Annotated in this window: 10 protein-coding genes; 6 read left to right on the top strand and 4 right to left on the bottom strand. The window is 65.5% G+C overall.

Annotated features, from left to right (window positions below):
* The first annotated feature begins 163 nt into the window (after positions 1–163).
* Both NG697_RS08765 and pknB read left to right on the top strand, forming a co-directional pair.
* On the top strand, positions 164–1,573 hold the full coding sequence (locus NG697_RS08765; protein ID WP_252614028.1) for a lytic transglycosylase domain-containing protein: 1,410 nt from the start codon (positions 164–166) through the stop codon (positions 1,571–1,573).
* Between the two features lie 116 nt (positions 1,574–1,689).
* Complete coding sequence (gene pknB, locus NG697_RS08760; protein ID WP_252614027.1) at positions 1,690–3,780, top strand: Stk1 family PASTA domain-containing Ser/Thr kinase; 2,091 nt, start codon at positions 1,690–1,692, stop codon at positions 3,778–3,780.
* A gap of 52 nt (positions 3,781–3,832) precedes the next feature.
* Here pknB and NG697_RS08755 read toward each other — a convergent pair whose 3' ends face one another.
* Positions 3,833–5,224 carry a class II 3-deoxy-7-phosphoheptulonate synthase gene (locus NG697_RS08755; RefSeq protein WP_181037301.1) on the bottom strand — a complete coding sequence of 464 codons (1,392 nt, stop codon included), beginning with the start codon at positions 5,222–5,224 and terminating at the stop codon, positions 3,833–3,835.
* 71 nt (positions 5,225–5,295) lie between these two features.
* On the bottom strand, positions 5,296–6,072 hold the full coding sequence (locus NG697_RS08750; protein ID WP_252600726.1) for a lysophospholipid acyltransferase family protein: 777 nt from the start codon (positions 6,070–6,072) through the stop codon (positions 5,296–5,298).
* Between the two features lie 111 nt (positions 6,073–6,183).
* Here NG697_RS08750 and NG697_RS08745 point away from each other — a divergent pair, with 111 nt between their 5' ends.
* From NG697_RS08745 to NG697_RS08735, 3 genes are read left to right on the top strand one after another with little or no spacing between them, the layout of a single operon-like run.
* Positions 6,184–7,005, top strand: a complete 822-nt coding sequence (locus tag NG697_RS08745) for an alpha/beta hydrolase (RefSeq protein ID WP_252614026.1) — start codon at positions 6,184–6,186, stop codon at positions 7,003–7,005.
* Positions 7,002–7,796: an alpha/beta hydrolase gene (locus NG697_RS08740; protein ID WP_252600724.1), complete on the top strand. Its 795-nt coding sequence runs from the start codon at positions 7,002–7,004 to the stop codon at positions 7,794–7,796. Before NG697_RS08745 ends, NG697_RS08740 begins: the two co-directional genes overlap by 4 nt.
* Positions 7,789–8,424, top strand: a complete 636-nt coding sequence (locus NG697_RS08735) for a hypothetical protein (protein ID WP_252614025.1) — start codon at positions 7,789–7,791, stop codon at positions 8,422–8,424. Before NG697_RS08740 ends, NG697_RS08735 begins: the two co-directional genes overlap by 8 nt.
* 10 nt (positions 8,425–8,434) lie before the next feature.
* On the opposite strand, the gene NG697_RS08730 is transcribed toward NG697_RS08735, so the two are convergent.
* On the bottom strand, positions 8,435–9,523 hold the full coding sequence (locus NG697_RS08730) for an ROK family glucokinase (RefSeq protein ID WP_252600722.1): 1,089 nt from the start codon (positions 9,521–9,523) through the stop codon (positions 8,435–8,437).
* 179 nt (positions 9,524–9,702) lie between these two features.
* Between NG697_RS08730 and NG697_RS08725 the strand changes: the two genes are divergently transcribed.
* Complete coding sequence (locus NG697_RS08725) at positions 9,703–11,511, top strand: AMP-dependent synthetase/ligase (protein WP_252600721.1); 1,809 nt, start codon at positions 9,703–9,705, stop codon at positions 11,509–11,511.
* Positions 11,512–11,608: 97 nt separating this feature from the next.
* On the opposite strand, the gene NG697_RS08720 is transcribed toward NG697_RS08725, so the two are convergent.
* A complete protein-coding gene (locus tag NG697_RS08720; protein ID WP_252609124.1) occupies positions 11,609–15,004 on the bottom strand; it encodes a pyruvate carboxylase in 3,396 nt (1,131 codons plus the stop codon).
* Positions 15,005–15,122: the final 118 nt, after the last annotated feature.

Raw genomic sequence — 15,122 nt, 5'->3', positions numbered from 1 at the left:
ATAAAACTCTTTATTCTGCGTGGGGCGGAATTCTTGTGCTAGGCGAACTTTCGTGAGAGATTCACATAGATCACATTTGAAACATCAATAACTTAAGTAACACTAGTATCAATAGTCACATCGCATCTCCCGCCCCCGGCAGTTGAAGAAGAGGATTCTTTCCATGACGACGTCCCGCTCGCCAAAGCAGCCCTCCAGGCAGAGCCTGCCCATGATTGCTGTCACCACAGCAGCGCTTCCTGCGGTTGTCCTGTCGTCGTTGGCCCTCGCCCAGCCTGCTGCCGCAGAGGCCCCTGCCCGTGCTATCCCGGCAACCCTTGCCGCCGCGATGAAGGCCCAGGCAGCCGAACCTAAGGCTGCCCTGATCCCGGCGGCCTCGGTTTCCACGACTATTCCGGCTGCCTTCCAGCCCATGCAGCCGGCGGCTCCCGCGGAATACACCATTGCCCGGGGCGACACCATCAGCGGAATCGCCGGCAAATTCGGGCTGGAAACGTACGAGGTCCTTAAGCTCAACAACCTCCAGCCGAACACAATCATCTACCCCGGCCAGAAGATCAAGCTGTCTGGCACGGGTTCCGCCCCCGCCCCGGCTCCTGCGGCCCCTGCCGCGGCCGCTCCGGCCAATGCCGGAGGCAGCTACACCGTAAAGTCCGGCGATACGCTCGGCGCCATCGCGGCCCGGCACAAGGTCAGCCTGTCGGACGTTTTCAGCTGGAACGGCCTGAACATGCGCTCCATCATCTACCCCGGCCAGAAGATCAAAGTCGGCGCAGGTGCTCCCGCAGCCCCGGCTGCACCGGCTTCGGCCGTGCAGCCTACTTCCGCTCCCGCAGCGCCCGCTCCCGCTCCTGCTGCGCCGGCTCCCGCACCAGCTCCTGCTGCGCCCGCTCCCGGCAGTTCATACACGATCAAGGCCGGGGACACCCTGTCAGCGATCGCCTCCCGGCACGGCGTCAAGCTCTCGGACATTCTCGCGGCCAACCAGCTGAGCATGACCACTGTCATCTACCCCGGCAACAAGCTGGTCATTCCCGGCGCCTCCCTTCAACCCGCTTCCTCCACCCCGGCGGCACCCGCCGCCCCGCTGGTGCCGAGCTCCTTCCTGGGTTTCACCTACCCCGCTGCCGTTGTGAGCTCCGCCAATGAGAACAAGGCCTTGCTGAACGCCTCTCCCGTACCGTCCCGGGCCGAGATGCGCGCAATTGTGGCCGACACAGCACGCCAGATGGGAGTGGACCCCACCCTGGCCCTCGCCTTCGCGCACCAGGAGTCCGGCTTTAACCAGCGTGCGGTGTCACCTGCCAACGCGATCGGCACCATGCAGGTCATCCCGTCCTCCGGGCAGTGGGCCTCAGACCTCGTAGGGCGGAAGCTGAACCTGCTGGACCCCTACGACAACGCGACGGCCGGCGTGGCGATCATCAAGCGGCTTATCGCCACCAGCAAGGACCTCGACACAGCAATTGCGGGGTACTACCAGGGCCAGTACTCTGTCAGCAAATACGGCATGTACGACGACACCAAAGCCTACGTAGCTGCCATCAAGGCGCACCAGAAGAACTTCGGCTAAAGAGCCACCGGGCCATGGTTCCCCGGGCTTGCTGAAGCCGGCCCAACGGGGTAACGATAAGGGTCCGGACCGCACGTCGGTTCGGACCCTTTTCCATGCGGGATTAGGATCGTAGGGTGCAGGAACAAGTGTCAGACCGTCTCGTTGGAACGCTGGTGGACAACCGCTACGCCGTCCGCTCCAAACTCGCGCGCGGCGGCATGTCCACTGTATATCTGGCAACGGACCTTCGGCTGGAACGCGATGTTGCCCTGAAGGTCCTTCATCCCCACCTCGCCACCGACGAGACGTTTCTGGACCGGCTGGGCCGCGAGGCGAAAGCCGCCGCGAAGCTGTCCCACGCCCATGTGGTGGGAGTCCTGGACCAGGGTAACGACGGCCAGACGGCTTATCTGGTCATGGAACACATCAAGGGTCACACCCTCCGGGACGTCATCAGATCCAAAGGTGCGCTGCCTCCCCGCCTGGCCCTTGCCCTGATTGATCCGGTAGTGCAGGGACTCGGCGCGGCCCATGCCGCGGGGCTGATCCACCGGGATGTGAAACCGGAGAACGTCCTGATCGCGGACGACGGCCGGATCAAGATCGGCGACTTTGGACTGGCCCGGGCAGTAACGACGTCAACGAGTACCGGGACGCTGATCGGTACGGTGGGTTATCTCTCCCCCGAGCTTGTGCTGGGAAAGCAGGCTGACACCCGGAGTGATATCTATTCGGTGGGCATCATGCTCTATGAGATGCTGACCGGCCAGCAGCCGTACGACGGCGAGGTCCCCATCCAGGTTGCGTACAAGCACGTGAATGAAACGGTCGGTCCGCCGTCGGCCTTAGTGCCTGGCCTCGCCGCAGAGGTGGATGAACTCGTCCAGTGGTGCACCGCAAACGATCCCGAGAACCGCCCGGTGGACGGCAACGCCCTGCTGCAGGAACTCCGCCACATCCGGACCAACCTCACGGATGCCGAACTGGACCTCAGGCCGCCTGCCGCGACCCAAGAAGGCCAGCAGAACCAGACCGAGATCATCGCCCGCACCAACAACCCCACCGCCGTGATGTCGTCCTTCTCCCGGCCGCAGCCACAGCACCCACCGCACGCTCCGCACGCTCCGCACGCTCCGCATGCCCTGTATCCGCCCGACGCCGACTACCGGCCAGGCGAACAGTTCCGGCCGGAAGCGCACTACAGGCCAGATGCTCAAGACGCCGTCCCGGCAGCGATCCCCCTCAGCAAACGCGCCCGCCGCAAGCTCGACAGGGAGGACGAGAAGGCAAGGTCCAGGGCTGCGGCGACCCCGGTCCGGAGTCTGCGGGAGGGGAACCCGCGGCGCCGCGGCGCCCTCTGGGTGGTGGTCCTGGTCATCATCGCGTTGCTTGCCACAGGAGCCGGCTGGTTCTTCGGCATGGGCCCCGGGTCGCCGGGCACCATTCCGGCGGTCGCCAACAAGTCAGTGGCCCAGGCCCAGCAACTGCTGAGCGAGGCGGGGTTCCAGTCGCGTACCAACGATGTCTTTGACGACGACGTTCCGTCCGGCCTCGTTGTGGGCTCCGACCCGACTGCCGGCACAGAGACCAGGAAGTTCCAGCTCGTGTCCCTGTTTGTTTCCAAGGGGCCGCAACTGTTCGAACTCCCGAAACTGACCGGCGGAACACTTGACGATGCGAAAAATGCACTGAACCAGGCCGAAATGGCGCTAGGTACAGTTAGTGAAAAATTTGATGACGCCGTTGCCGCCGGCGTTGTGTTGGCCCAGGATCCCGCCGCAGGAACCCCAGCGCGCCATGGCACTCCGGTAGCCCTGTCCGTCTCCAAGGGTCCGCAGCCGATCCCCGTTCCGTCAGTCGTCGGGCTGGAGGAGGACGCCGCCGTCGAAACCATCGAGTCGGCCGGGCTCAAGGCCGATGTCGCGAAGGACAAAGTCAACGACAGGCACGTGCCCAAGGGGTCGGTTGCCGCGCAGTCGCCTGCGACCGGCACCCTGACCAAGGGCGGCACGGTGACGCTGACCATTTCAGACGGACCCAAGCTCGTTGAAGTCCCCAGTTTCATCGGGAAACAAGCCAAGGAAGCCGAAGACGCGCTGCGTGCGCTGGGCTTCGAGGTACGGGTGAACAATATCCTCGGCGGCTTCTTCGGCACGGTACGGGATCAGGACCCGGTGAAGAAGAGGGTGCCTGAAGGCTCCGTAGTTACCCTGACAGTGGTGTAGCCGGCGGACTGCCGGCCACACCACCGCGGAAGTCCGACTCCGCGTCGAGCGGTCAGTGCTTGGCCAGTGCTCCGGCCACCAGGAACGCCATTTCCAGGGACTGCATGTGGTTCAGGCGCGGATCGCAGACCGACTCGTACTTGTCGAGGAACGCTTCCTGGTCCACCGGATCGGCACCGCCCAGGCATTCGGCGACGTCGTCGCCGGTCATCTCCACGTGGAGGCCACCGGGAACCGTGCCCAAAGCATGGTGGACTTCGAAGAACCCGCGTACTTCGTCAATGACGTCGTCGAAGTTCCGGGTCTTGTAGCCGTTGGGCGAGGTGACGGTGTTGCCGTGCATCGGATCGGTGACCCAGAGAACCTTGGCGCCGGAGGCGGTCACCTTCTCCACAATGGCGGGAAGCTTCTCGCGGATATTGCCCGCGCCCATACGCGTGATGAACGTCAGCCTGCCCGGCTCCCGCTCGGGGTCCAGCTTGTCGATGAGGCGGAGGGCGTCGTCGCCGGTTGTCGACGGGCCCAGCTTCACGCCAATGGGGTTCCGGACGCGTGAGAGGAAGTCAACGTGCGCGTGGTCAAGCTCGCGCGTACGCTCCCCGATCCACAGGAAATGCGCCGACGTGTCATACGGGAAACCGGTCCGCGAATCAATGCGGGTCAGTGCGCGCTCGTAGTCCAGCAGCAGGGCCTCGTGGCTGGCGAAGAATTCCACCCGCTTGAGTGCTTCGAAATCAGCCCCGCAGGACGCCATGAACTTGATGGCGCGGTCGATGTCACGGGCCAGGGATTCGTAACGGGCGTGCGCCGGGTTCTCGGTGAAACCCTTGTTCCACTGGTGCACGGAGCGCAGGTCCGCGAAGCCGCCCTGCGTGAAGGCCCTGATGAGGTTCAGGGTGGAGGCGGACGTGTGGTAGGCCTTGAGCATCCGGGCGGCGTCATGGCCACGGGACTCGGGGGTGAACTCGTAGCCGTTGACGATGTCGCCGCGGTACGCCGGGAGGGTCACGCCGTCGCGGGTCTCGTCGTTGGAAGAGCGGGGCTTGGCGAACTGGCCGGCCATCCGGCCCATCTTGATGACTGGCATCGCTGCGCCATAGGTGAGCACCACTGCCATCTGGAGGATGGTCTTGACCCGGGCGCTGATTTTATCCGCTGTTGCCGCTTCAAAGGTCTCAGCACAGTCGCCACCTTGCAGCAGGAAGGCTTTGCCCTCCGCCGCAGCCGCCAGCCGTTCCCGGAGAACGTCCACTTCGCCGGCGAATACCAGCGGCGGGAGCACGGAAAGCTCCCCGACAGACGCGTCGAAAACGTCCTTGTCCTGCCAGCTGGGCTGCTGGGAAACGGGAAGGTCACGCCAATCATCGAGGCCAGGATAATTGGCTGCTCCGCTCTGGGCGGTGCTGGACAGCGAAAAGGCAGGTTTTGCAGATAGCTCAGTCACTATCTAAGACTAATGTGCGCGGCTGGCTTCAGGACACCTGACCGTCACGCGTACAGAGAGCGGCGTCACAGTCAGCCTGCCGGGTCCTTACCCTCGGCATCAGTGCCCTCAGCCCCGCCGTCAGGGTCGGCGCGTTTCGCGGTGGCGTCCCCAGCCTCGGTGGCTGCTGCGCCCGTAAGGCGGAGCTTCACCACGGCAGCGTACTCGTCCACGTACTCCTGGCCGGAGAGCCGCATCAGCTCGAACATGATTTCGTCGGTGACCTTGCGCTGGACCAGCCGGTCCTCCGCCTGGTCTGCGTACTGGCTGAAATCCAACGGCGCACCGAAAATCATGCCGATGCGCCGGATGTTCGGCATCCGCTTGCCGATGGGCTGAACCTTGTCCGTGCCAATCATGGCCACGGGAATCACGGGCACACCAGCCTGCAGGGCCAGCCTGGCGACGCCCACTTTGCCCCGGTAGAGGCGAGCGTCGGGGCTGCGGGTCCCTTCAGGGTAGATGCCCAGCAGTCCCCCGCTTGTCAGGACATCCATGCCGGCGTTGAGCGAAACAGCCGATGCCGCGCCCCCGGACCTGTCCATGGGCAGCTGGTTGGTGAGCCTGAAGAACATGGCCGTCAGCCTTCCTTTGATGCCGGTGCCGGTGAAGTACTCGGACTTGGCCAGGAAAACAACCGGCCTGCGGACCATCAGGGGCATAAAGATGGAGTCGGAGAAAGACAGGTGGTTTGAGGCGATAATTGCCGCGCCCTGCGCCGGAACATTGTCCAGGCCCTTGACCCAGGGGCGGAAAAGAAGCCGCAGCACCGGCCCCAGGAAGATCCTCTTCATGACCCAATAGAACACGTGACGAACCTCTCCGGAAGCCGGCCGGCCGGCCCTTCGTCGGGCCGGGCGGGCACTCCAGTGCAACCCTACTCTAGTGAGATTTGTCGAGAACAATGACACGATGGTGTTATGACAGAAAGCAGCATCGCGCCCCGGCCTGCCGCTTTCAGCTACCCCGGCCACGGACCCAATGCCACTACCGGGATTGCCATCTGCCATGGCTTTACCGGCAGCCCGCTCAGCGTCCTGCCCTGGGCAGAGAACCTCGCCGCCCAAGGATTCGCCGTGTCGGTGCCGCTCCTGCCCGGCCATGGTTCGGATTGGCGGCAGCTCGCCCGCTCGAACTGGCGTGACTGGTACGGGACTTTCGAATCGGCGTACCTGCAGCTGAGCGCTCAGACAGAGCAGTGTTTTGTGGCCGGCCTCTCGATGGGCGGCGCCATTGCGCTGCTGACTGCCGCCAGGCATCCCGTGGCTGGCGTCTCTTTGGTGAATCCCGGCCTCAGCTTCTACGACCGCCGCGTGCGGGTCATCGGAGTTCTCAAGTACTTCCAGCGCACCACACTGCCCATTCAGGAGGAACAGCCGACGGCGGACGTCACCAATGACGGCGACTACTCACGGACTCCGTTGGCAGCCGTGCACGAGCTCAAGAAGCTTTTCGGCACAGCCACCCGCGGGCTGCACCAGGTCACCGCCCCGGTGCAGGTATTCAAGTCCCAGTCGGACGTCGTGGTGCCGGCCACCTCACTACTGATGTTGCGGCAGCGTTTGGGCCCACGGCTGGTGGAGGTAGTGGACCTGCACAACAGCGGTCACGTGGCCACCCTGGATGTTGATGCGCCCGAGATTTTTGCCCGTTCCAGCGCCTTCTTCCTTGCCCATGCACCCAGCACTGCACCGTCAGCCCGAACCGCGGCCACACCTCACACCACCTCGGAGACTACATGACCGGCGTACCGGACCACAGCCCTTTCAGCAGCACCTTCAACGGCGAAGGAGCCCGGATCGGGGTGGTCCTCTCACACGGATTCACGGGCAGTCCGCACGGGCTGCGCGCGTGGGCCCAGTCGCTTGCCGACGCCGGCTTCGCGGTACGCATGCCGCTGCTGCCCGGGCACGGCAGCCGTTGGCAGGACCTTGCCCGCACGCGCTGGCCGCAATGGCACGACGCCCTGGACGACGCCTACCTGGAGCTGGACTCCCACTGCGACCACGTCTTCGTCGCCGGGCTGAGCATGGGCGGTACCCTGGCCCTGAGAATTGCCGCCACCCGGCCCGTGGCGGGGGTGATCGTGGTGAACCCCGGACTGGTGATTGATGATCCACGCGCTCCACTGGCGGGCATCCTGAAACTGGTCCTGAAGAGCACCCCGGCCATTGCCAACGACATCCTCAAGCCCGGGATGGACGAGGGCGCCTACCCGCGAACGCCCGTAGCCGCGGCCCACGAGCTGAACAAGATGTTCAAGGACACCATCCGGCTGCTCCCCCGCATCACCGCACCCGTACGGGTCTTCCGGTCCACCGTGGACCACGTTGTCTCTGACACGAGTGTGGCAGCCCTGCGCCGCGGCCTGACCAACGCTCCACTGACACTGACCACTCTGGAGAACAGCTACCACGTGGCAACACTGGATAACGACGCCGAGGACATCTTCCAGGGCTCCGCCGACTTCATCCGCGCGGTGGTTGCCGGCACGGCAGCAGCCCAGGTCCAGGAGGGCACTGCCCATGAATAGGCCCGACTCCGGATCGCCGGACCAGAGCGCAAACCAGGACGATGCTGTGTGGCTGGACCTGGTGGCCCGGCTCGAAGAGAAACCTGCCAACCCTACCGGCACAGCGGACGCCTCCTCGGGCCCTGACGCCACGGGCATTGTCCCTGAAACTCCTGGTCCGGCTGGCCCGGAGGCCGTGGCCGGGTCCGGCAGGTCCGCGACATTCCGCGACTTTGATCCGCTGGGTCTGGCCGGAACAGCCCCCACCGAACTGTCCGCAGCCGAACGGCAGGCGGCGACGCCGGGCGCCGGTGCCGGCGGGCAGGTCGAGGCCGGCGAGCGGACCGGCGGTGACAGCCAGGGCGGCCCTGCCGCCTTCGGCCCGCGTGACTACGCTGCGGAGGACGACGCCGGGGACTTCGTTCCCGAAGAACCGCCAAGCCTTGCAGGCACGGATCCCCTGACCATGCTTGCCTGGCTCGGCGCAATTGGTGCGCCCATTGCCTTGCTCCTGGCCGTGATGTTCTGGCGGTCAGCGCCGCTGCTGGCGATCGTGGGCATGGTGGCAGTGTTCATCCTTGCCGTGGTTTACCTGATCATGAAGCTGCCCCAGGAAAAGGACGAGAACGACGACGGCGCCCGCGTCTAAGGTGCGTCCCTCACCGCATGCGGCTACTGACGCGGGACAGATCGGCCGCCCCGATGAGCCCCGCGTTTGGTCCGAGCGCTGCCAGCGCGATGCCGGCTGCCGGACGGAAGCCACGGCCCGTTAGGTTCCGGGCGAACGCCTTGCGCGCGGGCTCCACCAGCAGGTCCCCTGCCGAGCAGAGTCCCCCGCCGATCACAAACAGTCCCGGATCCAATGCTGCCGCCAGGTTCGCCAATCCCAGGCCCAGCCACTCGCCCACTTCATCCAGGAGTTCGCGGCAGGCCGCGTCACCGGCGAGTGCCAGATCAGTGACAATGGCCCCGGTGATCTGCTCGGCGTCACCGCCGACGGTGGCCAGCAGTTCCTGGGCAACCGGCGAATTGGCCCGCGCCAGAATCCTCGCTTCCCGGCCGAGGGCGTTGCCCGAGGCGTACTGCTCCCAGCAGCCCCGGTTACCGCACTCGCAACGCTGCCCGCCGGGCATGATGATCTGGTGGCCGAATTCGCCGGCTACACCAAACCGGCCGCGCTCCACCCGCCCGTCCATCACCATGGCACCGCCGATGCCGGTACCGAGGGTGATGCATACCAGCCGGTCCTCGCCCTGCCCTGCACCAAAGCGCCATTCCGCCCAGGCCGCGGCGTCGGCGTCGTTCGTCAGCAGCACAGGCCGGCGCAGCAGGCGCTGCAGGTTTGCGCGCAACGGCTCGTTGCGCCAGGCGAGGTGCGGACTGAAAAGCACGGTTCCGCCGTCCAGATCCATCCAGCCGGCCGCACCGATGCCTACAGACCAGACCCTGTGGCCGGCACCGAGTTCGTCCACGAGCTCTACGATGACCTGCTCTACCGCACGCGGGTCGCTGCCGGGTGTGGACCGCCGGGCCTCGCTCAGGATCCTTCCGTCGGCGTCCACCACGCCGGCGGCGACTTTGGTGCCGCCGATATCGATGCCGATTGCCAGCCCCTTGCGCCCGAGCCGCAGGTGCTCGCGGAACGATTCCACCTGCCGCGGCCGGGCCCTCAATGCCAGCGGCCGCCGCCGCCAGGGAGCCGGACGTCGGGGCGGGGCGGCTGGCTCGCCGGGGGGCGTTTCGTACATAGTGCTTCATTCTAGGGCGCGCCGGGCGGGCAGCGCCGGAGGCCGGGCCCATGGCCCCCTCACTCCTCTTTGACTCATATGTTACTGGCCAGTAGGTTTGTTTCTGCACGGCCAAGTTACAGGGCGTATTAGTCTTTAGGCATACCCTGTGCGGGTCTATGGATATCAAAGGAGCTATAGTGCGCGAATTCAGTGTTCCGCCCCTGGTTGTTGTCCCACCGGAAAGCAACATCACCGATCTCTTGCTTCGGCAGGCAGCCAAGCCCAGCAACCCGGCGCTCTTCTCGCGGCTGGACTCCGCAGGCGCCTGGCGGGACGTCACCGCCACAGACTTCCTGGCAGACGTCTCAGCCCTTGCGAAGGGCCTGATGGCCAGCGGCGTGGGAGCCGGCGACCGGGTGGGCATCATGTCCCGGACACGCTACGAATGGGCCCTCATCGACTTCGCCATCTGGTTCGCCGGCGGCGTCTCAGTGCCCATCTACGAGACCTCATCGCCGTCGCAGGTTGCCTGGAACCTCGGTGACTCCGGTGCAGTGGCCGCCTTCGGCGAGGCCGCCCACCACGAGGACATCATCAGGCAGGCTGCCACCTCGGAAGGCCTCACCGCCCTCCAGCACGTCTGGCAGCTCGAAGGCGGCGGACTGGACGCCGTCCGTGAGGCCGGCCGGGACGTCAGCGACGCCGACCTTGAGGCCCGCCGCTCATCGGCGCGGCTCAGTGACGTTGCCACCCTGATCTACACCTCCGGCACCACCGGCCGGCCCAAGGGCTGCGAGCTGACCCACGGCAACTTCGTTGAGCTGTCCGACAACGCCCTGGCACTGCTTGGCGACGTGGTCAACGAACAGGCAAAAACCATCATGTTCCTGCCTTTGGCGCACGTCTTTGCCCGGTTCATTTCGGTGCTGGCTGTGGCCGCCGGGGCCACCGTGGCACACACCCCCGACATCAAGAACCTGCTGGCTGACCTGCAGAGCTATCAGCCCACGTTCATCCTGGCCGTGCCGCGCGTCTTCGAAAAGGTGTACAACTCGGCCCTGACAAAGGCAGAGGACGGCGGCAAGGGTGCCATCTTCCACAAGGCCACGGAGACCGCCATCGCGTTCTCCAAAGCCCGCCAGGCCGGGCACGTTGGCCTGGGGCTGAAACTCAAGCACACAGTGTTCGACAAACTCGTTTACGGCAAGCTGCGCGCTGCGATGGGCGGGAACGTGGCCCATGCTGTGTCCGGCGGCGGTCCGCTCGGCGAACGGCTGGGCCACTTCTTCCAGGGCATCGGCCTGCAGATCCTTGAAGGGTATGGCCTGACCGAGACCACCGCCCCGATTTCCGTCAACACGCCGGCCCTGATCAAGATCGGTTCCGTGGGGAAGCCCCTGCCGGGCAACTCCGTCAGGATCGCCGAAGACGGCGAGATCCTGGCCAAGGGCGTCTGTGTGATGCGCGGCTACTACAAGCGCGATGACCTGATGGCGGATACGTTTGCCGATGACTGGTTCCGCACCGGCGACATCGGACGGCTCGACGAGAGCGGCTTCCTGTGGATCACCGGCCGCAAGAAGGAAATCATTGTCACGGCCGGCGGTAAGAACGTGGTTCCGGCCCTGCTGGAGGACCAGATCCGGGCGGATGCTCTGGTCTCCCAGGTCCTGGTGGTGGGAGACAACCGGCCGTTCATCGGCGCCCTGGTGACCCTGGACCAGGAGGCCCTGCCGGGCTGGCTCCAGCGGCACGGACTGCCGGCCACCACCACGCTCGACGAAGCGGTCGAGAACCCGGTGGTCAAGGCAGCCGTGCAGGACCTGATCACGCATGCCAACGCCTCGGTGTCGCAGGCGGAAGCCATCAAGTCATTCCGGATCGTCGCTTCGGACTTCACGGAAGCTTCCGGCCACCTGACGCCGTCCATGAAGGTGAAGCGGGCCCAGGTGATGAAGGACTTCGAGACAGTCATCGAGGAAATGTACGGCGCGCCGCGCGGCTAGCGGATATCCGTCCCAAGCAAACAACAACGCGGGGTCACTTCCCGCCCCTCCGATGCACTCGGATGGGCGGGAAGTGACCCCGCGTTGTTTGTAGGGTCTACTCGACGACCAGGAGGAGGTCCCCGCCCTGCACCTGCTCTACAGCTGAAATGGCGAGCCGCGAGACTTTGCCTGCCACCGGCGTCGTAATGGAGGCTTCCATCTTCATTGCTTCGATGGTGGCCACCGTGTCACCGGCGTTGACCGTGTCGCCGGCCTTGACGGTCACGGTGACGGCGCCGGCGAACGGCGCGGCGACGTGGCCCGGCTGGGCCGGGTCTGCCTTCTCGGCAGCCTTGACGTTGCTCACCACGGAGCGGTCACGGACCACAACGGGGCGGGACTGGCCGTTCAGGGTGCACATGACCGTCCGCATGCCCTTTTCGTCGGGCTCGGAAACAGCTTCCAGCGAGGCGATCAGCCGGACACCCTTCTCCAGCTGGATCTCGTGCTCGGCGCCGCGCTGCAGGCCGTAAAGGTAATCACGGGTGTCGAGGACGGAAATGTTGCCGTACGTTTCCACGCTCTTGAGGTAATCCTTGGTGGGGCCTTCGAAGAGCAGGCGGTTCAGCGTGCTCTGGCGGGTCTTGGAATCACCCTGGAGCGCGGCGCTGTCCTCGGGACTGAGGTCAACGTCGCGGACCTTGATGCTGCGACCCTGGAGCGCCTTGGTACGGAAAGGTTCCGGCCATCCTCCGGGCGGGTCGCCAAGTTCGCCGGACAGGAAACCGATGACGGAGTCCGGGATGTCGTAGTTCTGCGGGTTTTCGTTGAAGTCCGCCGGATCTGCATTGAGGCCCACGAGGTGCAGGGCGAGGTCGCCCACCACCTTGGACGACGGCGTGACCTTCACCAGGCGGCCCAGAATCCGGTCCGCCGCGGTGTACATGTCCTCGATCGCCTCGAAGCGCTCCCCCAGACCCAGCGCGATGGCCTGCTGGCGCAGGTTGGACAACTGGCCGCCCGGGATTTCGTGCTGGTAAACACGGCCGGTGGGGCCCGGAAGGCCTGATTCGAACGGCGCGTAAACGCGGCGCACGGCTTCCCAGTACGGCTCAAGGGAGCTGACTGCGTCAAGGCTCAAGCCGGTGTCCCGCGGGGTGTGCGCCAGCGCCGCCACAAGGGCGGAGGCGGACGGCTGGCTGGTGGTCCCGGCCAGCGAGGCTGAGGCAACGTCAACAGCGTCCACGCCGGCGTCAACTGCCGCCATCAGGGTGGCCAGCTGGCCGCCTGCCGTGTCATGCGTGTGGAGGTGGACCGGGAGGTCGAAGCGTTCGCGCAGTGCAGCCACCAGCTTGGCGGCCGCTGCCGGGCGGAGCAGCCCGGCCATGTCCTTGATGGCCAGGATGTGGGCGCCGGCGTCCACAATCCGCTGCGCCAGTTCCAGGTAGTAGTCCAGCGTGTAGAGCTTCTCATCCGGGTTCAGCAAGTCGCCGGTGTAGCACAGGGCGACTTCGGCTACTGCTGTGCCCGTGGCCCGGACGGCGCGGATGGCGGGTGCCATCTGGTTGACGTCGTTCAAGGCATCGAAGATGCGGAAAATGTCGATACCGGTGGCGGCGGCCTCGTTGACGAAAGCCACCGTCACCTCTTCCGGGTACGGCGTGTAGCCCACCGTGTTCCGGCCGCGCAGCAGCATCTGCAGGCAGACATTGGGCAGCGCCTTCCGCAGGGCGGCCAGGCGGTCCCAGGGGTCCTCGCCGAGGAAGCGCAGTGCCACATCGTAGGTGGCGCCGCCCCAGGCCTCAACGGACAGGAGTTCCGGGAGCAGCGCGGTGACCGCGGGACCGGCGGCCACGAGGTCGCGGGTACGCACCCGGGTTGCCAGCAGGGACTGGTGGGCATCGCGGAACGTGGTGTCGGTGACGGCCACGGCGGTCTGCGCACGCAGGGCCTTGGCGAAGCCTTCGGGGCCAAGCTCCAGGAGGCGCTGGCGCGATCCCGGCGCCGCCTGCTGATCCCCAACGGCCGGGAGTTTGGCGGCCGGATCCGAGTGCACGGTCAGCTCGCCGTTGGGCTTGTTGACTGTAACCTCGGCCAGCCAGGTCAGGAGCTTGGTGCCGCGGTCGGCGGAAACCCTGGCCTTTAGCAGCTGGGGACGCTCGTCGATGAAGTTCGTGGCGACGTTCCCGGCAATGAAGTCGGCATCGTCGAGCACGGCCTGGAGGAAGGAAATGTTGGTGGATACGCCACGGATGCGGAACTCCGCGAGCGCCCGGCGTGCGCGGGCCACGGCGGCCGGGTAGTCGCGGCCGCGGCAGCTCAGCTTCACCAGCAAGGAGTCGAAGTGCGGGCTGATTTCGGCCCCCGAGTAGACGGTACCGCCGTCGAGCCTTACACCGGCGCCGCCGGCGGAACGGTAACCGGTGATCTTCCCGACGTCCGGCCTGAACCCGTTGGCAGGGTCCTCGGTGGTGATGCGGCACTGCAGCGCTGCGCCCTTGAGCTGGACCGTTTCCTGGGAGAGACCCAGGTCCGCGAGGGTTTCGCCGGAAGCGATCCGCAGTTGTGCCTGCACCAGGTCAACGTCCGTCACTTCCTCAGTGACGGTGTGCTCCACCTGAATGCGGGGGTTCATTTCGATGAAGACGTGCTGCCCGGCGCGTTCGCCGACGGTGTCCACCAGGAACTCTACGGTTCCGGCGTTGACGTAGTTCAGGGCCTTGGCGAACTTCACCGCGTCACGGTAAAGGGCCTGGCGGATGCCTTCGTCCAGGTTGGGCGCGGGAGCGATCTCAATGACCTTTTGGTGACGGCGCTGGATGGAGCAGTCACGTTCGAAGAGGTGGATGACGTTACCCTCGGCGTCGGCCAGGATCTGCACCTCGATGTGGCGCGGGCGGAGCACTGCCTGCTCCAGGAACATGGTGGGGTCACCGAATGCCGCATCGGCTTCGCGCATGGCGGCCTGCAGCGCCTCGGGAAGGGCTTCCCTCGTGTCGACGCGGCGCATCCCACGTCCGCCGCCGCCGGCGACTGCCTTGGCGAAGATGGGGAAACCGATCTCGTCGGCTGCAGCGATCAGCTCATCCATGTCCTTCGAGGGTTCACTCGATTTCAGGACCGGAACACCGGCCTCACGGGCAGCCTTCAGCGCTGCCACCTTGTTGCCGGCCAGCTCAAGCACCTCAGCCGGCGGGCCAACAAAGGTGATGCCCGCTTCCTGTGCTGCGCGGGCCAGGTCCGGGTTTTCCGAAAGGAAGCCGTAGCCGGGGTAGATGGCGTCGGCGCCGGACTCCTTGGCGACGCGGACCACTTCGGCAACATCCAGGTAAGCCCGGACGGGGTGCCCCTCTTCGCCGATCAGATATGCCTCATCGGCCTTCTGGCGGTGGATCGAGTTTCGGTCCTCATTGGGGAAGACAGCAACGGTCTTGGCGCCCAGCTCGTAGCCGGCACGGAAGGCCCTGATCGCGATTTCGCCGCGGTTGGCCACCAGAATCTTGGAAAACATACTTCTCCTGCATCATCGCGGGTGTATCGGTAGGTGGTCACAGTGTCTAAGACCCGTGCTGGCAAACACAAATCATTGTGGCCACAGTCACAGAACCTCCGTCATGTCCCGCGTGCAT

It is taken from the genome of Pseudarthrobacter raffinosi (genome assembly GCF_023913835.1).
In the GTDB taxonomy this organism is placed as follows: domain Bacteria; phylum Actinomycetota; class Actinomycetes; order Actinomycetales; family Micrococcaceae; genus Arthrobacter; species Arthrobacter raffinosi.
Note: the sequence above shows the minus strand (reverse complement) of the source record. Positions and strands in the feature narration are given on the sequence as shown.